This window comes from Streptomyces sp. CB01373 (assembly GCF_002803075.1).
Taxonomy (GTDB): Bacteria; Actinomycetota; Actinomycetes; order Streptomycetales; family Streptomycetaceae; genus Streptomyces.
On record NZ_NNBK01000012.1, the window covers coordinates 279,051 to 303,749 of the forward strand.

At 70.0% G+C, this 24,699-nt stretch carries 21 protein-coding genes and 2 pseudogenes; 13 read left to right on the plus strand and 10 right to left on the minus strand.

What is annotated here, in order from left to right; genetic code table 11:
- Nucleotides 1-254: 254 nt before the first annotated feature.
- From thiI to CG719_RS20805, 4 genes are all read right to left on the minus strand, one after another.
- Nucleotides 255-1,532, minus strand: coding sequence for a tRNA uracil 4-sulfurtransferase ThiI (gene thiI, locus CG719_RS20790; protein ID WP_100570170.1), 1,278 nt, complete (start codon nucleotides 1,530-1,532; stop codon nucleotides 255-257).
- A 94-nt stretch (nucleotides 1,533-1,626) separates the two neighbouring features.
- Nucleotides 1,627-2,322 carry an alpha/beta hydrolase family protein gene (locus CG719_RS20795; RefSeq protein WP_100570171.1) on the minus strand — a complete coding sequence of 232 codons (696 nt, stop codon included), beginning with the start codon at nucleotides 2,320-2,322 and terminating at the stop codon, nucleotides 1,627-1,629.
- A 116-nt stretch (nucleotides 2,323-2,438) separates the two neighbouring features.
- A complete protein-coding gene (locus CG719_RS20800; RefSeq protein ID WP_100570172.1) occupies nucleotides 2,439-3,083 on the minus strand; it encodes a TetR/AcrR family transcriptional regulator in 645 nt (214 codons plus the stop codon).
- Between the two features lie 68 nt (nucleotides 3,084-3,151).
- A complete protein-coding gene (locus CG719_RS20805) occupies nucleotides 3,152-5,239 on the minus strand; it encodes a HelD family protein (protein WP_100570173.1) in 2,088 nt (695 codons plus the stop codon).
- Nucleotides 5,240-5,619: 380 nt separating this feature from the next.
- Between CG719_RS20805 and CG719_RS20810 the strand changes: the two genes are divergently transcribed.
- The 3 genes and pseudogenes from CG719_RS20810 to CG719_RS20815 form a co-directional block, all read left to right on the plus strand.
- Nucleotides 5,620-6,351 carry a hypothetical protein gene (locus CG719_RS20810; protein WP_159024913.1) on the plus strand — a complete coding sequence of 244 codons (732 nt, stop codon included), beginning with the start codon at nucleotides 5,620-5,622 and terminating at the stop codon, nucleotides 6,349-6,351.
- 154 nt (nucleotides 6,352-6,505) lie between these two features.
- Nucleotides 6,506-6,679: a hypothetical protein gene (locus tag CG719_RS37555; protein ID WP_376491268.1), complete on the plus strand. Its 174-nt coding sequence runs from the start codon at nucleotides 6,506-6,508 to the stop codon at nucleotides 6,677-6,679.
- Nucleotides 6,657-7,186, plus strand: a pseudogene (locus tag CG719_RS20815) (hypothetical protein); the annotation flags it as partial. The gene CG719_RS37555 and the pseudogene CG719_RS20815, both read left to right, overlap by 23 nt.
- 490 nt (nucleotides 7,187-7,676) lie before the next feature.
- Here the strand turns inward: CG719_RS20815 and CG719_RS20820 are convergent.
- Complete coding sequence (locus CG719_RS20820; RefSeq protein ID WP_100570175.1) at nucleotides 7,677-8,216, minus strand: hypothetical protein; 540 nt, start codon at nucleotides 8,214-8,216, stop codon at nucleotides 7,677-7,679.
- A 481-nt stretch (nucleotides 8,217-8,697) separates the two neighbouring features.
- Here CG719_RS20820 and CG719_RS37560 point away from each other — a divergent pair, with 481 nt between their 5' ends.
- Nucleotides 8,698-9,327, plus strand: coding sequence for an AMP-binding protein (locus tag CG719_RS37560; protein WP_100570176.1), 630 nt, complete (start codon nucleotides 8,698-8,700; stop codon nucleotides 9,325-9,327).
- A gap of 275 nt (nucleotides 9,328-9,602) precedes the next feature.
- Here CG719_RS37560 and CG719_RS20830 read toward each other — a convergent pair whose 3' ends face one another.
- Nucleotides 9,603-11,063, minus strand: a complete 1,461-nt coding sequence (locus CG719_RS20830; protein WP_234375679.1) for an MFS transporter — start codon at nucleotides 11,061-11,063, stop codon at nucleotides 9,603-9,605.
- Between the two features lie 225 nt (nucleotides 11,064-11,288).
- Between CG719_RS20830 and CG719_RS20835 the strand changes: the two genes are divergently transcribed.
- Complete coding sequence (locus CG719_RS20835; RefSeq protein ID WP_159024914.1) at nucleotides 11,289-11,906, plus strand: TetR/AcrR family transcriptional regulator; 618 nt, start codon at nucleotides 11,289-11,291, stop codon at nucleotides 11,904-11,906.
- Here CG719_RS20835 and CG719_RS36570 read toward each other — a convergent pair.
- Nucleotides 11,893-12,120, minus strand: coding sequence for a hypothetical protein (locus tag CG719_RS36570; RefSeq protein WP_234375697.1), 228 nt, complete (start codon nucleotides 12,118-12,120; stop codon nucleotides 11,893-11,895). The two genes, CG719_RS20835 and CG719_RS36570, sit on opposite strands and share 14 nt — an antisense overlap.
- A 273-nt stretch (nucleotides 12,121-12,393) precedes the next feature.
- Complete coding sequence (locus CG719_RS20845) at nucleotides 12,394-12,969, minus strand: YdeI/OmpD-associated family protein (protein ID WP_100570179.1); 576 nt, start codon at nucleotides 12,967-12,969, stop codon at nucleotides 12,394-12,396.
- Between the two features lie 136 nt (nucleotides 12,970-13,105).
- Between CG719_RS20845 and CG719_RS37565 the strand changes: the two are divergent.
- The 4 genes and pseudogenes from CG719_RS37565 to CG719_RS20860 all read left to right on the plus strand — a co-directional run.
- Nucleotides 13,106-13,258: pseudogene (locus CG719_RS37565) on the plus strand (VOC family protein); the annotation flags it as partial.
- Between the two features lie 729 nt (nucleotides 13,259-13,987).
- Nucleotides 13,988-15,271, plus strand: coding sequence for a cytochrome P450 (locus CG719_RS20850; protein WP_159024915.1), 1,284 nt, complete (start codon nucleotides 13,988-13,990; stop codon nucleotides 15,269-15,271).
- A 133-nt stretch (nucleotides 15,272-15,404) separates the two neighbouring features.
- On the plus strand, nucleotides 15,405-15,755 hold the full coding sequence (locus tag CG719_RS20855) for a hypothetical protein (RefSeq protein ID WP_159024916.1): 351 nt from the start codon (nucleotides 15,405-15,407) through the stop codon (nucleotides 15,753-15,755).
- A gap of 1,625 nt (nucleotides 15,756-17,380) precedes the next feature.
- Nucleotides 17,381-17,971, plus strand: coding sequence for a Crp/Fnr family transcriptional regulator (locus CG719_RS20860; protein WP_159024917.1), 591 nt, complete (start codon nucleotides 17,381-17,383; stop codon nucleotides 17,969-17,971).
- Here CG719_RS20860 and CG719_RS20865 read toward each other — a convergent pair.
- Together CG719_RS20865 and CG719_RS20870 are read right to left on the minus strand one after the other, a co-directional pair.
- Entirely contained in the window at nucleotides 17,953-18,648 is a 696-nt protein-coding gene (locus tag CG719_RS20865) for a 4'-phosphopantetheinyl transferase family protein (protein ID WP_159024918.1), read from the minus strand. The genes CG719_RS20860 and CG719_RS20865 overlap by 19 nt on opposite strands.
- A 67-nt stretch (nucleotides 18,649-18,715) precedes the next feature.
- Nucleotides 18,716-20,017 (minus strand): cytochrome P450 family protein, encoded by a 1,302-nt coding sequence (locus CG719_RS20870; RefSeq protein ID WP_100570184.1) that lies wholly within the window; start codon nucleotides 20,015-20,017, stop codon nucleotides 18,716-18,718.
- A 318-nt stretch (nucleotides 20,018-20,335) separates the two neighbouring features.
- Here CG719_RS20870 and CG719_RS20875 point away from each other — a divergent pair, with 318 nt between their 5' ends.
- From CG719_RS20875 to CG719_RS20890, 4 genes are all read left to right on the plus strand, one after another.
- The gene (locus CG719_RS20875) at nucleotides 20,336-21,094 is read left to right on the plus strand and encodes a Crp/Fnr family transcriptional regulator (protein WP_159024919.1); all 759 of its coding nucleotides are present in this window, start codon (nucleotides 20,336-20,338) and stop codon (nucleotides 21,092-21,094) included.
- An 84-nt stretch (nucleotides 21,095-21,178) separates the two neighbouring features.
- Entirely contained in the window at nucleotides 21,179-22,492 is a 1,314-nt protein-coding gene (locus tag CG719_RS20880) for a cation:proton antiporter (protein ID WP_100570186.1), read from the plus strand.
- A gap of 91 nt (nucleotides 22,493-22,583) precedes the next feature.
- Complete coding sequence (locus CG719_RS20885; protein WP_159024920.1) at nucleotides 22,584-23,483, plus strand: DUF6039 family protein; 900 nt, start codon at nucleotides 22,584-22,586, stop codon at nucleotides 23,481-23,483.
- On the plus strand, nucleotides 23,467-24,699 hold the full coding sequence (locus CG719_RS20890; protein WP_100570188.1) for a hydroxymethylglutaryl-CoA synthase family protein: 1,233 nt from the start codon (nucleotides 23,467-23,469) through the stop codon (nucleotides 24,697-24,699). The genes CG719_RS20885 and CG719_RS20890 overlap by 17 nt, the downstream gene beginning before the upstream one ends.

Consider the following 24,699-nt stretch of genomic DNA (forward strand, 5'->3'; position numbering starts at 1 on the left):
TCGTCCGGTGCGCCGGCGAGCCGTGGCCAGTGCCGCGGCAGGCAACGTTCGCCCCGTCGCGACGCCCGGCACGCTCCCCCCGAGCTCTTCGAGCAGGGGGGACCCCCAGAGCACGCACCGGACGCCGCTCCTTCACGGGCAAACGCTGCCAGCCGCGGCACTGGTGCCGCGGCAAGCAACTGATCGCCGGCCGACGGCAGATCGGCGGCCGCGGCGCCCGGGAAGGTGTCGCCCGTGGTCCGTCGGCCACGGGCTCAGGCCGGTGCCGGGCAGCCGTCGTCCGCCACCGGCACCTCCTCGTCCTCGCCGGGGCGGAGCACCTGTGCCGAATCGAGCAGGGCCTCGACCACCTCCTCCAGGTCGAGGCGCTTCTCGACCGAGCGCAGGTGCGGCAGGCGCGCGCCGGTGCTGACGCGGGGAGGGGCGAGGAGGCTGCAGCAGTCCTCGTCGGGCAGGACCGAGATGTCGGCGGTGCCGATGGACCGGGCCTCGTCGATGATCTCCTGCTTCTCCCGGCCGATCAGTGGACGCAGTACGGGCAGCGCCGCCGCCTCGTCCACCGCGACCAGGTTGGCCAGCGTCTGACTGGCGACCTGCCCGAGGCTGTCGCCGGTCACCAGCGCCTGGGCGCCGATACGGCCGGCCAGCGCGGAGGCGGTGCGCACCATCAGCCGGCGCTGGGCGACCACCTGGAGCCGCCCGGCCCCCGCCACGGCGAGCTGCTTCTGCGCCTTGCCGAGCGCGACGACGTGCAGGGTTCCGGGCGGCTGGTAGCGGTTCAGCTCACGGGCCAGGGCGTACGCCTTGTACACGGACGAGGGGTTCGTGTAGGGAGCGCCGTTGAAGTGCACGAAGTCGCACGCCAGTCCGCGCCGCATGGCTCGGTGGGCGGCGACGGGGGAGTCGTAGCCGCCGGAGAGCAGGACCAGGGCCCGCCCGCTGGTCCCGACGGGCAGTCCGCTCAGACCGGGGAGGCGTTCGCAGGAGAGGTACGTCTCCCTGCGGTCGATCACGACGTTCAGCGTCACGTCGGGCGTGGTGAGGTCGACCTTCAGCGGGGGCACGGCATCGAGCACGCGGGACCCCAGTAGCACTTCCATCCGGGAGGAGGTCAGCGGGAACTGCTTGTCCCACCGCCGCACCCGCACGGCGAAGCGGAGTCCCCGGCGCTCACCGCTCACGGCACGCAGGGCGTCGATCGCCGACGCCGTGATGTCGTCGAGGGCGCTGGGCACCCGTACGGCGGGCTCGACGGAGTTGAAGCCGACGACTCGCCGGGCCCGTTCCACCAGGGCCTCGACGGGCACCTGCCCGCCCAGCACGGTCACGTTGTGCGCGGTTTTGATCCAGGTCGAGCCGCCGACACCGTGCAGCGCGACGCGCAGGTTGTCCTGAAGCCGCTCGGTGAAGCGGTGGCGGTTGCGGCCCTTGAGGAAGACCTCGCCGTGCTTGAGCAGCACGCACGGGCCGTGGGGGACGGGGGCGGCATCGGAGGAGGCCCGGGGAGCGGGTATGCGGGGATCGTCGGACATGTGAGTGAGCCTCTCAGAAGCCCCGGTCGTCGTCGCAGGTGCCCTCCGTGCCGCCGGGAGGGGCTAGAGCCGGGTGGCCGGTTTCCGCGCGTTATCACGTCGTGGCGGCGAGTTCGACGAGGTGACGGGCTGTTCCCGCAGGGTCGACGATCTGATGGAGGTGGGCCCCGGGCAGGTGGGCCACACGCCAGCCGCGTTCGTGTGCCTCGGCGGCGAGTTCGACGTACGGAGGGCCGAACAGCAAGTAGGAGCAGGGGTGGTCGTCCCAGCCGTCGGGGATCGGGACGTGCTGCTCGTAGTAGGACAGCGGCAGGGCGGGCTGCTCCTCCACGACCGTCCGCCGCATTTCGGGATCGGGGAACATGGGCGCGACGTCTGCTTCGTCCCACCAGTCGGTCCAGCGCGGCAGCGTGCCGTCCACGGCCATCGGGCGGAGGAATTCCACCAACTCGGATGAGGCGACGGGGGTTTGCCCGCGGCGGGCCGGTAGCGCGGCGTCCACGAAGATGGAACCGGTCACCGGACGGTCGAGGCCCGAGCGGATCGCCGGCACGAACAACCCGGCGTTGCTGTGTGCCACCAGCACGACGGGACTGTCGGCCGGGACCTGCCGCAGGTCGTCGCGGACGGCACTGACCGTACGAGGCCAGAAGGGCGGACCGCCGACGCCGACGTGCAGCAGGGACGGCACGCGTACCTGGTGTCCCGCCGCTGTCAGGCGTTCGGCCACAGGGTGCCAGGTCGAGGGGCCCACGGACGGACTGTGCACGAGAACGAAGATCGGCTGCATGTGACGAGCGTGTCGGCCGTGGCGTGGGAGGCGCCACCGTCTTGGCCGACAGCAGAAGTACGACTGCAGCAGGAAGTACGACTCCTGCAAGGCGTCGAAACGGCCCTTGGCGTCGTTCACTTCGGCGGGGCGACTCCCGCCAGGCCGTGGCGCAACAGGGCGAAGGCGTGGTCGGCGTCGGCCACCGCTTCGGGGTGGACCTCGTCCGCGGACCGGCCGGCGACGATGCGCTGCCAGTTCACCGACGCCAGGATGCGCTCCGTGGCGATCACCTGGCCGGCCAGCAGGGCCGCCGTGATCTCGCGGCCCGTGTCGAGCGCGTCGACCAGGGTCCGGGCCAGCGCCTCCTCGGCCTGGGCCAGGTACTGGCCGACGCGTGCCACAAGGCTCGGCGTGGAGTAGACGAGGCTGTGGAAGGCCAGGACGCCCTCGTCGTCGTTGAGTCCCGTGATGGGATCCCGCGCCGCCAGCCCGTTCAGGAAGTGCTGGTGCAGGGCGTCGATCGCGGACGTTCCCGGCGGTCGCTCCGCCACGACGGTGCTGCTCACCGTCTGGTGGTCGGCGAACCGGTGGACTACCAGGTCTTCCTTGGTCGGGAAGTACTTGAACAACGTGGGTTTGGAGACCTCGGCCGCGGCCGCGATGTCGACGACCGAGACCTGGTCGAACCCGTGCTCCAGGAAGAGCGTGATCGCCGTGTCGGAGATCGTCTCCCGCGTTCGCTGCTTCTTGCGCTCCCGCAAGCCCATCGGCGCGTTCACCAGGCCATTCGAGTACGTGAATTAACTCGGTCAATATATCTCAGCCCGCGACCGTCAGCCCGCGACCGTCAGCCGGCGAGCGGCTCCGGCAGCGGACGGGCGTGCAGGACGTCGAGCCGGGACACCGCCCGCGTCACCACGACGTACAGCCGGTGCAGGCCGCGCGGCTCGGACTCGACGATCGCGGCCGGTTCCACCACGACGACATGGTCGTACTCGAGGCCCTTGACGACCGTCGCGGGCAGCACGCTCACCCGGGCGGCCGTGCCGATCTCCTCCGCGGTCGCCGTCTCGATGCCCGCCTGGAGCAGGGCCGCCGTGGTGGCGGCCACCGCGTCGTCGGCGGCGATGACGGCGACCGACCCTTCGCGTTCGAGAGCCGCGCGGACGGCGGACACGGTGGCGGCCGACGTGTCGTCGACCGCGCTGACCGTCAACTCGCCGTCGCGGCGCAGCGAGCGGGCCGGCGGCACGTCGACGCCGAGGTCGGCCACCAGCCGGTTGGCCAGTTCCATGACGGCGGCGGGGACCCGGAAACCGGTGGTCAGCGGGACGACCGTGGCCTGCGCCTTGCCCAGGTGCGTGAGCTGCTCCCGCCAGGTCCGCGCCGACCAGGGCGCGGTGGCCTGTGCCAGGTCGCCCAGCACCGTGATCGAGCCGAAGGCGCTGCGCCGGGCGATCGCCCGGCACTGCATCGGCGACAGGTCCTGGGCCTCGTCCACGACCACGTGACCGAAGCCCTCGGGACGTTCGACGAGCCCGGCGACCTCGTCCAGCAGCAGCATGTCCTCGGCCGACCAGGGGGCACTCTTCTCCGACCTCGGCGGCTTGGCCCACAGCAGGGCCGCCTGCTCCGCGGCGTCGAACACGCCGTCCGCCGCGGCCTCCATCACTGCCGGGTCACTCAGCAGCGTGGCCACCACCTCCTCCGGGCGCGCCACCGGCCACGCGGCCTCCAGGACCGCGGCGACCGGCTTCGAACGGCCGATCTTCCGGGCCCAGGTGACGCTCTTCGGACCGGCCCGCCGCTCGGCCTGCTGCTGGATCAGCGTCACCACCCGCGAGCGCACGTGCTCGCGGCCGACCGCATAGGGCACCCCCATGGCCCGCACCTCGTCTATGACCCGGGCCAGTTCGCCCGAATCGACCCGCCAGCGGTACGAGCCGTCGGTGACCGCGATGGACTCCTCGGGATGCCGGACACGGGCGTACAGGGCCCGCTCCAGGACCGTGGCCATCCGGTTGCTGTGCTTGAGGGCGCTGACATCATCCGTGTCCACCCGCCGGACCGGGTGCCGGATGACCACGTCCTCCACCGTGAGCTGGGCGATGTCGATCTCGCCGAGCGAAGGCAGCACCTCCGAGATATAGCGTAGGAAGGTCCGGTTCGGCCCGATGATCAGCAGACCGCTGCGCTGCAGCCGCTGGGGGAACGTGTAGAGGAGGTACGCGGCGCGGTGCAGGCCGACGGCGGTCTTTCCGCTGCCCGGCGCGCCCTGGACGCAGACCGATTCGGTCAGCTCGCTGCGGACGAGATCGTCCTGTTCAGGCTGGATGGTGGCGACGATGTCGCGCATCGGGCCGAGGCGGGGTCGCTCGATCTCGGCGGCGACGATCGCGCTCGCCGTGTCGCCGTCATCGCGGGCGTGGTCGAGGTGTTCGTCCTCCAGCCCGGTGAGGTCCTCCGGGGCGCCGTGGCTCCAGGGCGCCCAGCCGAAGCGCCGCCGCACCGCGACTCCGCGCGGCTCCAGGGCGCTCGCCTGGTAGTAGGTGCGGGAGACCGGAGCACGCCAGTCGATCACCAGCGGCGGTGCGGACGGGTGTTCCGAGACCCGCCTGCGGCCGACGTAGTACCGCTGCCGCCGGTGGTCGCCCGCCTCTTCGGAGTCCTCGAAGTCGAGCCGGCCGAAGAACAGCGGGCTGTCGGGTTCCTCCGCCATCCGCCGTGCACGGGTGCGCAGGTAACGTCCGAGCGCCTCGGCGCTCGCGCCGTCGCCGGACACGTCCTCGCCCGCGACGACCTGGTACTGGGCATCGTCCACCTGACGGGTCATCGCCTCGTGGCACACCGCGACGTACGCACGCTCCAGGGCCAGCTCGTCGTCGAGTCCGACGGCCTCCTGGGCGCCGTACGCGTCCTGGACGTGTGACGTCATCGATCGAGACCTTTCCGAAGTGCCGGTCCTGCGCGCCGCCCGGCAGGGCCGGACGGCGATCTCTGCGTCACAGCATAACTGAACCGGGTTAATAGATTGGCTTAGTCACGTTATTGGCGGCCGCCGCTCGATCAACCGACGCAACGACCAGGGGCCCTGTGTCGGACTGCGGGGCGAGCCGAGGCGTGTGGTGGCCCTGCATCTGCTCGGAGAAAACCGAGTTGGTCACCAGGTGACACTGGCGGGCGATCCCGGCCGCGCGGCCGATGCCCCGTTGTGTTCCGGGGATGAGTATCCCTACTCGTGTAGGTGGCGACGGGAGCGATACACGATCGGGGTGGACACCTTGGGCCCGGGAGGGCGAAGCTTTCGGAGGATTTATGCAGTTGCGTCGCTTTCGCTGGATGTCCTGTGCGTTGGGCGCCGCCGTCATGTTCCTCTTCTCCGCATGCGGTTCCGGGGCCACAAGTCCCAAGGAACTGCGCAGGCTTGCCGGGAGCAGTGAGGCGGTCGGAGCTCGTGAGAGGACGGAGGGGCGTCTTCGGGGTGTGGTGCGCGCGTACGCCGACCGGACTCCACTGACCCTCGGCCTGGTGGAGGTGCGGGACAATTGCAAGGGAGGCGCGGCGAAAGAGTGGTTCTTCCAGGACGGCGACGACGCCGTCAAGATCAACTGCTCCGTGAGCGTGACCGCCTACTACGGCGCTGATCCTCACCGGATGGGCGACGTCCTGGAAGGCATTCTGTCCGAAGGCGACAACGCGCAGAGTCTTGTCCCATTCGGTCATGGCGACTACCGCAGAAAGCTCGTCAGCTACTACCGGGGGCACGAGTCCAATCCTCTGGGCGCGCAGGCGCCAGAGCCGGCCGAGCTGTCGGACCGGGATCAGACGCTGAGTTGGGATTCCGTGCGGGACAAGAGCCCGGGCCGGGTGATCGGAGAGCCGGAGGAGTGGCTTCTGCCCCAGGATCCTCCGGTGAGCCGGTATCTGCGCGAGCCGGAGGCAGCAACGGTCGCAGGCATCCGTGACCGGTATGGAATGATGTTTCGTCTCGAACTCCACGCCGGCTACTACAGGATGTTCAAGGACGAGAAGACGAAGAACCTTTGAGCAGGTGAGGGCGATGCCCTCGCCTGGACCTCGGTGCCCGCCCGGGGAGCTACGAGCCCTCGCCCGCGAACCCCAGCTCCACAGCTCGACGGCCGCCGCAGGCCGCTACCACGACCGAGCGCTGCGATCCGGGAGGAGCAAGGCAACCGTTCCGGTGTGGACGCTGGCGACCAGTGACGTCCGGGTGCCCGCATTGGCCGGAGACGGGCCGATGATGGCTGAACGCTTGGCTGAACTGCGCAGTGTGCTGGCCGCCCTGGCCGACGAGCCGATCGCCACACTTGAGGTGCATCCGCTGCCCGACAAGCACGGCGCTGGGCGCCGCTGACCGCCGCCTTGCCCGGTGGCAGAGCGCACTCGACAAGCTGCCCGACGGCAAGGCCGTCGAGATCGGCACGCTGACCAAGTCGTTCCTCGGCGTCGACGACGATGGCGGCAGGTTCCGCACCCACCTCGAACTCGATGCCCTGGCCATTGCGCTGAAGCGGCGGGTCAACGTCCTGCAGGCCGTCGAGCATCCGCAGAGCGACCCTGGCAACCTGTTCGAGAGCTTCGTCCGCGCACTCAAGCGCGACCAGCAGCGCCTCGACGAACTGGAGTCGAGTATCGCCGGTGTCCTGGAACGCCTGTCGACGCTGGAGCTGGCACGCCCGAACGGTTTGCGACCCGTCTTCACGACCGGTGAAGTCGATCGCCTGATGAGCGCGGCACACCGTATTCGCAAGCTGGCGACGGCGTCACGGTCAACAGCCGCACGACGGACGTGGCGATTGAGATTGCCCGCGACAAGGACGGTTCGGTGGTCGTGTTCCCCGCGCTGCCGGCGTCGGCGTAGACGCGCTCGCACTCACTTGGTGAGTGGTGCGGGACTGCCCGAAACCTCGAACGCGGTTTCGGCAACGCGAGCAGGACATGCCCGATGTCTGCGGAGAGGAGTGCGAGGCGCCGCATCCTCGCTTCCGTAGACTTCATCACGCGCAGATGTCGGCGTGACCTCCCGAATCCCGCGCCAGGACGCGTGCTGAGCGGCAGGAAATATACCGTTCTGATGGCCAGTCAGGAGTCGTATGCATAGGGTCACGCCATGGTGAGGCGGCAAACACTGCGGGGGGTAACTTCTCGAAGAGGTCCTTGCCCGGCTGCTGAGGTCCATGGCTCCCCGTCGGCCCGCTGACGGCGCTGACTCTGCATGCGGCCAGGGGAGCGCGCAGTCGGCGACTTCCGGCCGAGCGCGAGGCCGACGCCCGCGCTGGCCCGGGGCCCCTTGCTCCAGTTTCCCCAAGGCCCCGCTCGCTCTCACACGGAAGAAGCGGGGCGAACCGGCGTCAGTCGGTCGAGGAGTCGGGGACTCCCTGGCTCTGGCTGGGGATTCCGGTCTGCTCCGGGCTCTGGGCGGGTGCGGGGATCCGGTCCGTGGCGGAGAGGGCGGCGAAGACCTCGTCGAGGGTGGTCGCGTCGATGGCGCGGTCGAACCAGAGATCGAGGATCGGCATGTCCGTACAGGTGGTGACGCGCTGTCGGGTTTCTTCCGTCATCGGGAAGCCACGGCGCTCCATCAGGCGCAGTAGTTGCTCGGCCTTTCCGGCCACGCGCCCTTCCTCGCGTCCTTCTTCCTGTCCTGCGAGGCGGGCGTCGCCCACGATGGTGCCTTGCCTGGGAGTGAAGAGGGTCTTCATCAGGTTCCTCCAGATCTCGCGGGCGTGCTTGCTGCCCAAGCCGTCCTCGATGAGTCCCGCCAAGTCGTCCCGCGCTTCACGGTCCGCGTCCTGAGCCAATGCCTCGCCCACCACCGTCAGTATGCCCTCGATGTCCGGGTCGTTGCTGTGGATCCACAGGCAGAACGCGGCGAAGTCCAGGTCGGCCACCGCTTCCTGAACCTGGTTCGGACGTGGAACATTGCACGGCCCCAGTACATGAGGAACCGTCACCTGGGTCGGGCGCCCCACGCCGGTACTCAGAGGTCTGGCCGCCCATGCCGCCGTCGCCGTGTCCACGCACAGAACCAGCAGAACGACCTCGACCTTGTACCGGTCACGCAGGTAGGCGATGTAGTACGGCCCCGAGGTCTCCTTCTTCGGCCGGGGAGTGACCCGGCGTCACGCCGATCGTGGTCGAGCGCTTCTTGAACGAGTTGGAAAACGATGGGGTCGGTCGCGGAAACCAGGTGAACTTATTCCGCACCCTCAAGGCCATCCTGCGGGACGCGCGCATGATACGGAAGAATTCGTATAACCCCGATCGAACGTCATCGCATCATGCGGTTCTGCAAAGCTCAACAATGAGCAGACGGGCATCCTGGGAAAATCCTACTGTTCGTTTGATCTGCCGACTGGCGCATGAGCGAACATGAGTGACGAAAAAGACTGGGTGGCGGTGACTGATCTGCTGCTGGTCCGGGCGGAGCGCTTCCCGGACCGGGTGGCGATGAATGTCAACGGCACCGGAGGAATCACCTACTGGGAATGGCAGCGCCGCGTGAATCGCACGGCGAACGGCCTGCTGCGGGCCGGGGTGCGGCGCGGGGACGCCATCGCCCCGCTGTTCGGCGGGATGGACTGGATCGACTACGCCGTCGTCGCCTGCCTCGCCGTCCTCAGCGCGGGTGCCTGCGGGGTTCACCTGCATGAGAGCTACCCGCAGGCGGAGCTGGAGCGCCGGCTGGCCGAGGGCGGCGTCATCCACGGCGCGGCGCTGCGGCCGCCGCGCCGTGTGGGCGCGTGGGCGCGCGCACGGTCGCGGACCTCGACGGCGGCGACGAGACGCCGGTCGCGGTGGACCTCGCCCCTGGCGACATCGCCGACATCCTCCACACCTCCGGCACGACCGGGCCTGCGAAGGGATTCACCAACCCGCACGGGAACGTCACCTTCGGCCGCGGCCCCGAGGGCCTGCGCCAGTTCGAGAAGCCGACCCCGATGCTCGCCCCGATGCCACTCGGCACCACGCCCAGCGCCAGGACGCTGGCGGTGGCCGTGAGGGAACCGGGGCGGACGCGGTCGTTGTCCTGCGGGACCCTCGGGCGCTGGACGAGCTGCAGGGCTTCCTGGCCGGGCGGCTCAAGTCGCACGCGCAGCCCGAGCGATTGCACGCCTGGCCGAGCCTGCCCAGCGGGGCGACCGGCAAGGTGGTCAAGGCCGTGATCAGGCAGCAACACGCCCTAGTGCTGTGGCCGGTGAACCTTTCCGGCCACAGCACCGGCTGAGGGGGCGGGTCCGCGGACCCGCCCCGCACCACCGTCTTCCCGGCGGCGGCTACTCCAGGTTCTCGGTCAGCGGGGCCGACGGCGAGCTGTCCGCCGAGAGCTCGGGCTCCGCGTCCGCGCCGGCGTCCATACCGGGCATCATCCCCGGCATGGGCGCGTCCGCGGCGGGCCGGATGAGGAGGACCACGAGGGCGAGCGCGACGACCGTGATCGCTACCGCGACCAGGAAACCGGCCGAGGCGCCCTTGGCCAGGACGTGCGCCTTGTCGCCCGTCGCCCCGCTCGTCGCCGCGCCGTACACGGTGATGATGACCGCCAGGCTCAGCGAGCCGCCCATCTGCTGCGTCGCGTTGAGCAGGCCCGAAGCGGCCCCCGTGTCCTGCATCTCCACCCCGGACACGCCGACCATGGTCATCGGCATGAACACCATGCCCGCCCCGATCCCGTACAGGAGCATGGGACCGAGCAGGTCGCCGAGGTAGGCGCTGTCGGCGGAGATCGTCGACAGCCAGATGAGCGCGCCCGTGATCAAGAGCGTCCCCGCCACCAGCGGCAGGCGCTGCCCGATCTTGGGGATGAGCTGCATCATCACGCCGGAGACGACGATGATCGAGACGCTGAGCGGCAAGAAGGCCAGGCCGGTCTTGAGCGGGCTGTAGGCCAGCACGTTCTGAAAGAAGAGGGTCAGGAAGAAGAACATCCCGATCAGGGAACCCATCATCGCCACGCCGAGGGCGTAGATGCCCGAGCGGTTGCGGCTGGCGAACAGGCGCAACGGGATGATCGGCTGCGGGGTGCGGCTCTCGATGAAGACGAAGGCCGCCAGCAGGACCACGGCCCCGACGAACGAGCCGACCGTGGTGGCATCCCGCCAGCCGCTGTCGGAGGCGTGGATGAAGCCGTACACGAGCAGGGCCACGCCCCCGGTGGAAGTGATCGCGCCGCCGAAGTCGAACCGGCCCTCGCTCCGCGGCGACTTGCCGATGAACAGCGGCGCGACCAGGGCCAGGGCGACGCCGATGGGCACGTTGACCAGCAGGACCCAGCGCCAGGAGACCCACTCGGTGAGCAACCCGCCTGCCACCAGGCCGATCGCGCCGCCCGCGCCCGACACGCCGGCGAACACCGCGAACGCCCGGTTGCGCTCCCGCTCGGTCGGGAAGCCGGTGGCGATCAGGGACAGCACCGTCGGGGCGACGATGGCGGCCCCGGCGCCCTGAATGACGCGCATGCCCAGCAGCCATCCGGAGTTCTGGGCGAGGCCGCCGAGCAGGGACCCCAGCGTGAACAGCAAGACCCCGCCGATGAAGGCCGGGCGGCGGCCGAGGAGGTCACCGACCCGGCCGCCGAGCAGTAACAGCCCGCCGAACGCGAGGGCGTAGGCGTTGACCACCCATGACAGGTTCTGCGTGGAGAAACCCAGGGACGTCTGCATGCTGGGGAGCGCCACGTTCACGATGGTGGCGTCGAGGATTACCATGAGCTGGGCGATCGCGATGACAACCAGCATGAGGCCAGTGCGATGCGCTAGCCGGGGCGGGCTCGCCGGGGCTGCGATTGCGTGGGTGCTAACAGCCATTTGGTAGCCTTATCAGGGAAGATGTTGGGAACGTTAAGGAACGGTAGCGTTCACTGTTCGGCACTCTAGCAGTGGCAAGTAAGGAACGCAATCGTTCACCATGCGGTCGGCTGGGGGGGCCGTCCGGGAAGTGGGGATGCCGTGTCCGGAGTCGGATTGGCTGCCGACACCGCGGTCGGCGACCAGGACCCGCCGAGGAAGCCGGCGGCAAGCCGCCGGCGGGGCAAGGACCTGGAGCGTGCCATCTACTCGGCGGTGATCGCCCAGCTCGAGGCCGTCGGCTATGCCAGGCTGACCATGGATCGGGTGGCGGCCGATGCCCGGACGGGCAAGGCGGCGCTCTACCGGCGCTGGCCCAGCAAGGCCGACCTCGTGGTCGACACGCTCGACTACGCCCTGCCCGCGCCCGAGGACGCGCCCGACAAGGGCAACGTCCGCGACGACCTGGTCGAGCACATGCGGCAGAAGGCGGAGGTCCTCAACTCCCCGGTCGGCCGCGCGGTGCAGAGCCTGCTGGCCGAGATCGACCGGGACCGGCCGCTGGTCCGCCTGGTGCAGGAGCGCGTCTTCCAGCCCCGGCAGAACGTCTTCCAGCTGATCCTGGAGCGCGGGGTGCAACGCGGCGAGATCCGTCCCGGCCGGCTCAGCCCGTTGGTTGCTGAACTCGGGCCCGCCATGCTGGTGCAGCGCTTCCTCGGCGACTCGGCCCCGGTTCCCGACGACTACCTGGTGGCCGTGGTGGACGAGCTGATCATGCCCATCATCCGCCAGTAGCCGCCAGGACGAGGAGGTGTCGCCGGGGGGCGTAGGCCGCCGGTACTTCCTCGATCGCGCGGCAGCAGCCATTGAGGGTGGACAGGGTGTCAGCGGGAAAGCCCGCCCGGTCCAGCGGCAGTACGCGGTACCCGGCCTGGGCGAAGAGCATGGCCGTGGGGGAGCCAGCGCAGCGCGCGCCCATGACGATGACGTCGAACTCCTCAATGGCCACCTCACAGAGGGCGCAGTCGCGCCGGTCGGGGTGACCGCGCCCCGGACGCGCGGCCGATGGCCTTGACCGTACGCACCCGGCCGCGGGCCGGCAGCGCAGTATTGAGCGATTGCCGGCAGTCAGGTTCCGGCCGACGGCGCGATGGCCGCCGGAGCCGGGTTCCGTGAGCGCTGCCAGGTCACCGGCCTGCTCGAAGAGGACGGGCGCGTCGCCGGCGTCACCTTCACCCGGGCGCCGCCCAGGCCGCCTGGGCGGCAGGATGCCGCCGCGCGGTCACGTGTGGATCTTCTCGTGGTTGGCCAGCATGCCGACGTACTTCTCGATGCGCCGGGCCCTGGTCTCGGGCTTCTTGGCGTCCTGCACCCGGTAGAGGATGGAGTAGCGATTCTGGCTGTCGAGGGTCTTGAAGAACTCCGCCGCGGCCGGGTTGGCCTCCAGCGCCCGCGCCAGGTCGTCCGGGACGGTGGCGGACTTCGCCCCCGCGTAGGCCGCTTCCCAGCGCCCGTCCCCCTTGGCCCGCTCGACCTCGGCGATCCCCGGCGGTTGCATCCGTCCCTGCTCGATGAGGGCGGCGACCTTCTCCCGGTTGACCTTGGACCACCGGCTGCGGGCCGACCGCGGCGTGAACCGCTGGAGCCAGTGGGCGTCGTCGAGCTTGCCTTTCTGGCCGTCGATCCACCCGTAGCACAATGCCACGTCGAGGGCCTGGGCGTACGTCAGAACGTCTTCGCCCGCGGCGTTATTCATAAGCTTCAGCCAGAACCCGCGGGACGCGGCATAATTGCGGGAAAGCCAATCCTGCAGCTCCGCCGCCGATGCGAATTCGATGATCTCTTCGTCTCGGGACATGGTGTTAGTCAAGCACAAGATGGCGGCCCGAGGAGGCGGACCTCGGGTACCGGCGGGGTTGGCCGAAATCGGTTGAAAACGGGCGCGCAATCGCGCAACGACGGCACGGACAAGCTTTTACGGAGTCACCTTCGACTGTCCGGACCCCGCCCGCCTGGCTGAGTTCTACAGGCAGCTGACCGGAATGACGGTCTCTTACAGCAGCGACGATTACGCCGACCTGTCGGGCGAGGGGTCGGCCATCGGCTTCCAGCGCGTTGCCGACTTCCGGGCGCCGAAGTGGCCCTGACCGCGGGTAGCTGATCCCGGTGCGGGCGGTGCAACTGCTCGGCGGGTACGCCACGATCGCCCACGCCGGGGCACCGCAGCGCCACCCCGGCCTCGGCAACCGGTACTACAGCCGCATCCCGCTGCGCCTGGAGCACTGACGTGCCCGGCGGTCAGCCCGTCGTCGCCGGCCCCGCGCCGCCGCCACGACCGGGCACGGCGGCGGGCCAGGGGATGCCCGGGAGCCGCGGGCGAGGCTCGCGGACGGGATGTCGGCGATGTCGTCAGGGCCCACGCCGGCCTCCAGCCGGCCGGTGCCGCCGGTGTGCAGGTCGGCCACGGTGGCGGTTCAGCCGTCGAAGTCCGGGAGCGGGCCCGACCCGGGTGCCCCGGCGCACGCCGCGCCCCGCAGGGCTTGCCCGACCGGGGTGGCCCGGCGCTGCCACCGGGCGTAGGTCAGGCCGTCGGCGCCCCTCGGCGTCGATCGCCACCCGGTCCGGCTGGACCTGCGCGCGCAGCCGCTGGATTCCGGTGCCACTGCTCAATTCTGAGCGCCGGGCGGCCACCGGCCCGGACTACCGTCGAAACGCACTCGGACGACCCGCAGTTGAGGCGAGGCGTTGGGTGAGTACTTCCTGTTCCAGTGGGAAAAGACGACGGGAGCGAGCTGATGTCGGGTCGGTCGGATCAGGTTGTTGGTTCTGTGCCAGTCGCATCCGGCAGCTTCCTGCTTGCCGGGCACAGGCCGGCCGTGGCGGTCCAGAGGCTGGCCTTCTTCGAGCGGGTTCGTGCCGAGGGACCCGTCCTGCGGCTGCGCATGGGCCGCATTCCCACCTTCCTCATCAACGACCACGCCATGGCCCGCGAAATACTCGGCGACGGCGGTGACACCTTCGCCCGGGGGCGGTTCTTCAGCAAGGTGCGCCCGCTGGTCGGCAACGGGCTCGGCAGCTCCGACGGCGCCTTCCACCTGCGCCAGCGCCGGATGGTCCAGCAGGCGTTCAGCCACGACCACCCCGGGTACGACGTGGCCGCGCTGCAGGCCGGCATCAAAGCGCAGGTCGACACCTGGCAGCCCGGTACCGTCGTGGACATGGCCCGGGAGATGGACACCCTGGCCAACGCGCTGATCAACACCGCGCTGTTCTCCTCGGACAAGGTAGCCGGCGACGCCGACACCATCCGGGACACCATCGCCGACTTCATAGCCGGCGTCGGCATCCGCAGCGTGGTCCCCAGCGACCTGGTGGACAAGCTGCCCACCCCGGCCAACCGGCGCTTCATCCGGGCGCGGGACCGGCTCGAAGCGGCGCTGACCTCGATCATCAACCGGTACCTGACCGACCCCCACGACCACGGCGACATCCTGTCCAGCATGGTCGCCGCCCGGGACGCGGACGGCCAACCCATGAGCCCGGGCGAATTGCGCGATGAGGTGCTGTCCATGCTGATCGCCGGCGGCGACAGCTCCGGACATGCCCTGGGCTGGGCCTTCCACGAAATCGCCCAGCACCCCACGGCCGCCCAGCGACTGCGCGAGGAGTTCGCCCAGGTGCTGGACGGGCGGGACCCCACCATGGGCGACCTGCGCCGGCTGGTATACACCCGCCAGGTCATCAACGAGACCCTGCGGCTACGCAGCCCCGGCTGGATGGACATGCGGCGCACCACCCGACCGGTAAAGGTCGGCGGCTTCGCATTCCCCGCCGAGGCCGAACTGCTGACCAGCCTCACCGCCCTGCACCGCGACCCGGCCGTCTACTCCGATCCCACCACCTTCAACCCCGACCGGTGGTCACCAGGGCACCCCCAGCAGCCCCGTCGCGAGCTGTTCATGCCCTTCGGCGCGGGTACCCGTATGTGCGCCGGAGAATCGATGGCCAACTTGACGATGGCCTTCGCGCTGGCCACCGTGCTGCCCCGCTTCGAACTCCGGCCGGTACCCGGCCGCCCGGTCCGGGAGGTGTGCAAGGGCATCATGGGGGCCAGCGCACTCCCGATGACCGTGCACCCGGCACCGGAGGCCAAGGCATAACCCGTACCCCGGCGAGGAACCGCCCCTGCGGAGCCTGACGGTGCTTGCTGCGATGTGACGGTGCGTGAGGGGTGCGGCGTCGGTCGTGCGGTGTGATGGGATTTTGCCGTGCCCGGGCTGGAGTCGATGACGCGTGACGAGCTGGTCGGGCTCGCCCCGTGGTCGAGCCGTCCAGCTCGGTGAGCCGGCGGTGGTGATCGCCCGTCGGGATGCGCAGATCGCGGCCATGGCCATGCAACTCGCCGACTGCATGGACACGTTCAAGCGGCAGGCCCGGGAACTGGCGAAGCTTCAGCATCTGCACTTGCGCGACAGCTCCAACTCCTCGATGCCGCCCTCGAAGGACGACGCCCCGGGGAAGGTGCCGCCGGGTAAGGAGCGCCGGGCCAAGCCGGGCGGCCGCGGTAAGGGCAAGCAGAAGGGTGTGCCCGGGTCGGCGGGGCGTCAGGCCCATGTCCCGCAGCAGCGATTCCCCGGGCGTTGACCCTGCGGGTTCGTCCTCCCGGGTCGGGGTGCCGCCCGGGCCGAGGCCGACAGCATGCGGGCGGCAGTGGCCGCCGGCTCGGCGGTCAGTAGCCCGGCTCCCAGCGATCGGGCCGCCGTAGGGGCCTGTCGAAGCAGCCGGGCACGCTCCACCGCTGCGCGCGAGCAGGGCAGCCGCCCAACGGCCGTCCACGGTGGCCAGTTCGTAGGGGCGCTCCGGTCCCTCCAGGACCGATGCGGCCCGGGCCCACGCCTCGGCGGTGTCGGTGCCGGTGGCCCGGTTGAGTTCCGCCTGCAGTATGAGGTGGCGAACCGGGGCGTCGACGCCGCCCCGCCCGCCCTGGCCCAAGACTGAGTCCTCGTGGTGCCGCCCCTCTCCCGAGGGGCCGAACCCCTTTCTGGGGCTTCCCTTGTTGGCTACGGAACGCCGGGCCGCCCGGCCTGTCCGGACGGATGCTCCGGCCGGACTTGTCGAATTCGTGGGGCGAGAGAGCCGGCGGCGTCCCGTCGGCCAGGAACGGTGGAACGCCGAGCGCGGGTCGAAGCGTCGCATGCCGGCATGCTGCTGCGCCTGGTAGGGAGGCCAGGCTGTCGCCGCTTGTGTCGCGGTCTTCAGCCGTCCGTGCCGAGCTGCCAGGCGGCTGCGGCGACGTCCGGGTCCGGCGTGGCGCGCCGGCGGATGAGGTCTTCGGTCCACGGCATGGCCCAACGGATGGCGCTGCCCAGGCGGCCGACCAGGTTCTTGCGGTGAGTCCGGCGTCTGTGCCGCCGTCACCGTGCACCCGGTCCAGGACCGTCCGTGCGGCTGGGCAGATGCAGGGTGGTTCGACGGCTGCGCCGTGGATGTCTCGTTCATCTCGGGCCAGGCGGTTGCGCTCGGCGCTCACATGCGCGACGGCATCGGACGCGCGGAACCGACAGCAAGGACACGAGGGCGCAGCATCCGCAGCCTCGGCGACCGCATGACGCCTTCAGGCGACGTGAACCTCGACCGTACGGGTCCGTCAGGACATGACGCCCCACAGCCGGCGAGCTCGCCACGGTCCTCGCGTCGACGGCCGGACCGACTCGCAGCACCCCGGTCTGTCGCTCGAGGCCGCCCGGGTAGACCTCGAACACTGGTTGGGCAGCAGTGGTGACCAGCAAGGTGGCCAGACAGTCGGCGACGTCGACCGCCGGGACCGCGTCCTCGTCCAGAGCGAGCGCGTCGGCCAACTGGGCGCCGCGGGAAACCGTCGGTGAGATTGTGACCTATCTCATATTCGACGGCTAGGTGTCGATTGCGCCGCTTGCCGGGCGGTGGCGCAGCGCCTGGAGCAGGGTGTTGTCGTGCGCGATGGCCGGATACGGCTCCCTTTTCGGCCGGTGAATCGGGCCGGTGATCGGGCCGGGTCGGGTGGCTGGCCGGAGGTATCTGCGGCGAGGTTTTTGGCCGGGGTGTAGGGGGCAAATTTGTTTGGGGGAGGGTGGAACGGGTTTTCGACTTCATTGTTGGCCCAAACCCGGCTTGATTGATGGGTGCGACCACCGTATGCTAGGGGGAAGTATATGTTCGTCTCCACGTCCATGCCCTTATGGGAGACTCTGCGAGACAGCATGGTGGGGAGTGGGAGGTCGGCCCCGGCGGTGCGGCTGGCGCGCGGCGAGAACGTGTATTCCAGCGGGCAGTCCGACAACAGCCTGTACCTGGTCGAGGAGGGCCAGGTGAAGATCGTTTCGGGCTCTCTGGATGGTAAGCGATGCCTGCTCTCCATATGCGTGGAGAGGGAGTTCTTCGGTGAGCTGGGAATTCTTCAGGGAATGCGTACGGAGACCGCGACGGCGATGAAGCGGAGTGTCCTGCGTAAATTATCGGCGGCGCATGTGGCGGCGGTTCTGCAGGATCGGGAGAACGCTGAGGAGTTCGCCCTGCACTTGATGGAACAGCTGTCCTGGCAGCAGCGGTTGATCGCCAATATGGTGACCATGAACTGCGAGCAGCGGCTCGCGGTGACACTTCTCGATCTCGCTCGGAAGGTTGGTCGGCGGCAGGGGGCCGAGCTGAGAATGGAACGGCGGATAACGCACGAGGAACTCTCGGAAATGGTTGGGACCACGCGTTCCCGGGTGGGGTTCTTCCTGAAGCGGTTCTCCGACGACGGGCTGCTGGTGCACAGCGGTTCGGCCCAGCTGACGGTGCACGAGACCCGGCTGGCGCGCTACGTGGCGAAGGTCTGAGTCGAGCCGGCAGGGGCGTCGCCGTGGTGGACCACTACCAACCCGGCGGCGCCCGCGCCGCGGCGCAGGGCGAGCGCGGCGATGTGGCCGGCTCCCGGCCGCCACTGGTGAAACTGCCACTGGCCCGTGGCGTCGGCGGCCATCGTGATCGTCCCGGTGTCGGGCAGCGCGCCGAAGTCGCAGCGGCTGAATGGGTGAGCGAGGCCTAGGCCGAGGGCCTTGGTGTAGGCCTCCTTCAGGGTCCAGTACCGGAGGAAAGCGTCGGCGTGCCCGCCGGCGGGCAGCTCGGCGAGCGCGGCGGCCTCGGCGGGGGCGAGCACTCCGGGCAGCCGGCGGGTGCGGTGCGGAGCAGTCTCCTCGACGTCGATGCCGCAGTCGGTCCCGCGGGTCACCACGCAGACGGCCGCGCCGGGGGTGTGGGAGAGGTTGAACCTCAGCCCGGTCTCCGCGGTGCGGCCGGCGAGTTCCGGACGGCCGTGCCAGGTGGTGCGGAACTCCCACTGCTGCGGCGGGATTTCGGGGTGACACCGGGTCAGCGCGGCGCGCAGCAGGGTGTGCCCCACCGCGTACTGGGCGCGGTCCCGGGCGAAGCGGAAGCGGGCCAGCCGGTCGTGCTCGGCGGGCGTGAGCAGTGCCAGCCCCGCCCGGACCGCGGCGTCGCGGTCCGAGTCGGGCACGCGCGCGGTCCATACGTGGGCCTCGCGCGTGCCGGGCCGGAGGCCTCGCTCTGCCATCCGGCGCGGGTCAGGCCCGCGGGCCGAGCTCGACCTGCAGCTCGACCAGCCCGCGCATGATCCGGGTGGGGCGCCAGCGCAGGTCGTCCCGGGTGCCGGAGAGCGAGATGTTCGGGTAGCGGTCGACCAGTGCCGCGATCGCTTCCTGACCCTCGATCCGGGCGAGCGGGGCGCCGAGGCAGTGGTGCAGACCGAAGCCGAAAGCCAGGTGCGGGTTGTCGGTGCGGGTGATGTCCAACTGGTCGGGGTTCTCGAACTGCCGCTCGTCACGGCTGGTCGAGGCGATGGAGACGGTGACCACGCTGCCGGCCGGGATCATGGTGCCGGCCACCTCGACGTCCTCTGTGGAGACCCGCATGGTGGACAGCTCCACCGGCGGGTCGTAGCGGAGGAACTCCTCCACGGCCGAGGCGACCAGGTCGGGCTTGGCCCGCAGCAGGGCGAACTGCTCCGGGTTGTCGAACAGCGCCAGGGTGCCGTTGGCGATCAGGTTGACGGTCGGCTCCTGGCCGGCGCTGAGCAGCAGCATCGCCGTGGAGACCATCTCGGTCTCGGTGAGCCGGTTGCCCTCGTCGCGGGCGACGATCAAGCCGGTGATCACATCGGGCTGCTGGTCGCTGGTGTCCACGTCGGTCTCCGCGAGGTCCTTGAGTTCCTCGCGGCGGCGGGCCAGCAGCTCGGTGAAGAAGGACTGCATCGCCGCGTAGCCCTCCTGCGGGGTGAGCGCGCCGTCGACCACCGCGTCCGGGGCGGTGAGCATGGCGGTGGCCCAGAGCCGGAAGTTCTCCCGGTCGGCGTTCGGCACGCCGAGGATCTCGCAGATGACAGTGGTGGCCAGCGGGTGCGCGTAGCTCTCGATCAGGTCGACGGTCTGCTGCCCGGCGAGGCCGTCGAGCAGCTGCTCGGCGATCTCCCGCACGCGCGGGCGCATCGCCTCCATCCGGCGGTTGGTGAACGCCTTGCTGATCAGCTTGCGCAGCCGGGTGTGGTCCGGTGGGTCGGTGTTGACCAGGTGGTAGAGGTAGTCGGCGCGGTTGTCGCGCTCGCCCTTGACGTAGCCGGCGTCGCGCAGCTGGTCCCAGGCCAGGCCCGGGTCCTTGGCGAAGCGGGAGTCGTTCATGACGTCGCGGGCCTCGGCGTAGCGCAGCACGAGCCGGCGGTGGAGGCCGTTGGGTTCGCGGATGGTGTGGACGACGCCCTCGGCACGCATGTCGGAGTACAGCGCGTAGGGGTCGACCCGCGGTCCGGTCGGCAGGACCTTCGGGTCCTCGGAACCGGACGGTGCGCCGGGCTGTGATGACCGGTCATTCACGGGGCAGTCTCCGTTCCTTGGCAGGACGGCTCGTTCCGGCGGGTACGCCCGAGCGCCCCGAACCTAGACCGGCTAACCGGGCATTTCTGCGCTGGATTGAGCATCGTGTGAAGTCGGCGCGGTGCCGCCACGGCCGGTGGGATGTCTGCGTCGAATGGGGGCGCGTGGGCATTGGTGTCGGCCTATGCTTGCCCCCGCACCTCGCTGATCCGCACATCAAGGGTGATCTCAGACACCATCCCGACGCGTCCGCCGGGCCGGGCTGCCCGGGCCGGGACGACGCTCCTGTGCCGTTTTCCAGGCGATTCGAGGTTGAAGATGAGGGCAACACTGGAGCACCACCGGACCCGTCCGACCGCCACCGCGGTCCCCCTGCGGCGTGCCGTCGAGCCGGCCGACACCGACTCGGTCCGCTTCCGCACCAAGCTGCGCGCGCTGTGCGCCACGCGGCTGCACGACACCCCGACCCTGACGGTGCCCCGGCGGGGACACGTGTACATGGACGGCGGCCAGGACCGGCACATATACGTGATCGAGGCCGGTCAGGTCAAAACGCTGATGATCACCGGGAGCGGCAAGCGATGTCTGCTCTCCATCTCCGGGGCGGGCGACGTCCTGGGCGAACTGGGGCTGCTCGGAAGCGAGCGCTCCGACACCGCCGTCGCGCTGGAACCGGCGACGCTGCGTCAGATCCCGGGCGACCGGTTCCTCTCGGTGCTTGCCGAGGAGGGGCTGCTGCCGGAGTACGTGCGGCACCTCGGTGAGCGGGTGATCGAACAGCAGAAGATCATCGTCGACATGGTGACGTTGGAGTGCGAGCGCCGCCTGGCGGCCCGACTGCTGCTGCTCTCCCAGCAGATAGGCAAGCGTCGCGGCCGACTGGTGGTGATCCGGCCCCGGATCACCCAGGAGGAGCTCGCCGAGATGGTCGGCACCACCCGCTCCCGGGTCGGGCTGTTCCTCAAGCACTTCCGGGAGACTGGGCTGGTCGGCATGGTGCAGGGCTCGCTGGCCGTCGACGACCAGCGGCTCGGCGACTACATCGAGGGCCGGTTACCGGCCGATGCTCACTTCTGATGCTCAATTCTGAGTAGCTGGGCATTCGTCGCGATGCCAACCCTTGGGTCTCCGGAAGACCGGCCCCAAGGGAGTAGGTCGAACATGAGCGAGCATCAGGCCCTGCTGTTTCTGATGCAGTTGGCGGCCCTGCTATGTGTCGGCTCCAGCATGGGCCAACTGGCCCGCCGGCTGGGTCTGCCGGGCGTGGTGGGCGAACTGCTCAGCGGTGTGGTGCTCGGTCCGACGGTGCTCGGACACGTCTCGCCCGCGGCGTTCGCCTGGATGTGGCCGGCCGACACCTCGCAGACCCAACTGCTGGACGCGGTCAGCACATTCGGCGTACTGCTGTTCATCGGGGTGTCCAGCGCGCACCTGGACCTGCGGATGCTGCGCCGCCGCCCGCGGACCGTGTTGTCGGTCAGCACCGCGGCGTTGGTGCTGCCGCTCGGCCTGGGCGTCGCCACCGGCCTGCTGCTGCCCGGCCGGCTGCTCGGCCCGCACGCCGACCGCTCCTCGTTCGCGCTGCTGATCGGTGTGGTGATGGGCGTCAGCGCGATCCCGGTGATCGCCAAGACGCTGACCGACCTGGGCATGCTGCACCGCGACATCGGCCAGTTGACGCTGGCCGCGGCGGCCGGCGAGGACGTGGTCGCCTGGATCCTCCTGTCGCTGGTCACCGCGATGACGGCGGGCGCCCTGAAGGTCGGTCACATCGTCTCCAGCGTGGGGCACCTGCTGCTGTTCCTGGCCGTGGTGATTGCCGCCCGGCCGCTGCTGCGCGGGGCGCTGGGGCGGGCCGAGAAGGCTGAGGGCTCCGGGCCGGTGATCGCGATCACTGTGGTGGCGATCCTGGCGGCCTCGGCCGGCAGCCAGTCGCTGGGCCTGGAGTCGGCACTCGGCGCGTTCGCGGTCGGCTGCCTGCTCAGCTCGCCGTCCCGGGAGACGACGGTGCGGCTGGCCTCGCTGCGGACCGTCACGCTCTCCGTGTTCGCCCCGATCTTTCTGGCCGGAGCGGGCCTGAAGGTGGACCTGTCGGTGCTGGGCGATCCCGGGACGCTGGCCGCCGCCGCGGTGGTGCTGTTGCTCGCCGTCGGCGGCAAGTTCGCGGGCGCCTACCTGGGCGCCCGGCTCGGCCGCCTGACGCACTGGGAGGGCCTGGCGCTGGGCGCCGGGCTGAACGCCCGCGGGGCGGTCGAGGTGGTGGTGGCGACCATCGGCCTGCGGCTCGGCGTGCTCAGCCCCGCGATGTACTCGATTGTCGTGATGGTTGCCCTGCTCACCTCGGTGATGGCCGCACCCACCCTGCGCTGGACCATGGCGAAGGTCGAGCACCGCTCCGAGGAGCACCTGCGGGCCGTCGAACTCGCCGCCTGGTCGGACCGCGCCTCCGTGCCGACCGACCCTGCGCAGAATTGAGCAGCAGGAATCCGCTGCGTGCTCTTAACGTAATCCGGTAGTGATTGTAGGGGATGAGCAGTCAATTTCCGTGGAAAAGGAGGCGGGCAACGTGACGGCCGCAGAGAATTCCAGCACGCAACCCACGATCAGGCCGGCGTTCCACCAGACCACGGTGCCGTTGGACAAACTGCTGAATTCTGCCGACGCGGGATTCCTGATCCACCGGGTCGGGCAGCTGAAGAACGAGTTCCGCGAGGAAGGCATGTCCTTCTCCGCGGACCTGGTCGACCTGATCAACAACGCCCAGGTCGGCTACGTCTCGATTTTCGCCTTCGAGGAGCTGTTCGGGACGCAGAGCCGGCTGCACTGGCTGCTGCACCTGAAGGAGCCCAGCGACTACCGCCGGATGCTCGACATGGTCGACCACTCGCAGAAGTGGGCCGAGGTGTCCGCCGACGACCGGCTGCCCACCAAGGGCGGCGGCAACTGGGAGCGGATGTTCGTCGAGGGCTCCATGACCGAGACGATCATCTGCCCGCAGCACGGGCTGAGCCACCACGACGAGGACGACGACCACCCGCTGGACACCTTCCAGCCGCCGGCCCGCTACCAGTCCCGGCTCGACCCCGAGCAGTTGCTGCACTCCGTGAACGCCCCGCTCACCGTGCACCGCCGTCTCCAGGTCCGGTACGCGCTGCGCGAGGAGGCCCGGAAGTTCTGGTTCGACTGGGCCGGATACGTCTCCGAGACGATGGCCGGCCGTGCCACCGCCTTCCTCTACGAGGAGATGTGGGGCCAGCAGGACCGCCTGCACCTGCTGATCCACCTCGCCTCCCCGGATGCCTACCACGAGCTGATGGCCCTTCAGGAGAGCGACCCGGAGCTGCGCCGCTTGATGGCCTCCCAGGTCGTCGCCGACAGCAAGGGCGGTGGCGGCTGGACCCGCACGGTGCTCGACGGCACGATGACCGACACCCTCTGGGCGCCGCTGCATGGCCGTCGGAGTTGAGGCGGCCAACGCCTATGTCGGGCGGGCCGCCCTGGACGTCAGGGAGCTGTTCTACGCGCGCGGACTGGACCTGGGCCGCTTCGACAACCTGATGATGGTGCAGAAGTCGGTCAACCTGCCGTGCGAGGACCCGGTCACCAACGCCGTGAACGCGGCCAAGCCGATCCTCGACCGGCTCACCGGGGAGCAGCGCGACAGCATCGAGGCGGTGATCGTCGGCACCGAGTCCGGCCTGGACCTCGGCAAGCCGATCAGCACCTACGTGCACCACTACCTCGGCCTCGGCAGGCGCTGCCGCTCCTTCGAGGTCAAACACGCCTGTTACGGCGGCACCGCGGCACTCCGCACCGCGCTCGGCCTGCTGGCGGGCAGCCCCCGCCCGTGGGCCCGTGCGCTGGTGATCGCCGCCGACGCGGGTGGCTCGGTGGTCGGCATGCCCTACTGGGAGCCGTCCCACGGCGCCGGCGCGGCTGCCCTGCTGCTTGGCCCCGAACCCGAGGTGCTCGACCTCGACCCTGGCGCGGCCGGCCTCTACAGCTACGAGGTGATGGACACCTGCCGCCCGCGCCCCGACCTGGCGGCCGGCGACTCCGACCTCTCGCTGCTGGCCTACCTGGAGTGCCTGGAACGCTCCTTCGCCGACTACCGAGAGGCGGTCGCAGGGGCCGACATCGTCGATTCCTTCGACCACCTGGCCTTTCACACCCCGTTCGGCGGGATGGTCAAGGGCGCCCACCGGCACCTGATGCGCCGGGTCAAGCGGATGCCCCCGGACGCCATCGAGGCCGACTTCCGGACCCGGATGGCCGCCTCGCTGGTCAACCCGGCCCGGATCGGCAACACCTACGCGGCCGGCCTGTTCGTCGCCCTGCTCTCACTGATCGAGCACGGCGACTTCCGCGAGCCGCGCCGGGTCGGCCTGTTCTCGTACGGGTCCGGCTGCGCCTCGGAGTTCTACAGCGGGGTGGTCGGCGCCGGGGCGCCCGCCCTGCTCGCGCAGTATCGGACCGCCGAGCGCCTGGACGCCCGGCACCGGCTGGCCGTGGCCGACTACGACCGGCTGGCGAAGCACACCGCCGAGGGCGCCCCGGGCGTGCAGGACGCGGTCCTCGACGTGTCGCGGTACGCGGACGTCTACGACCCGGCGCTGCACGGCAGGGAGCAGCTGGTGCTGGACCGGATCGAGAACTTCCACCGGCGCTATCGATGGAGCTGA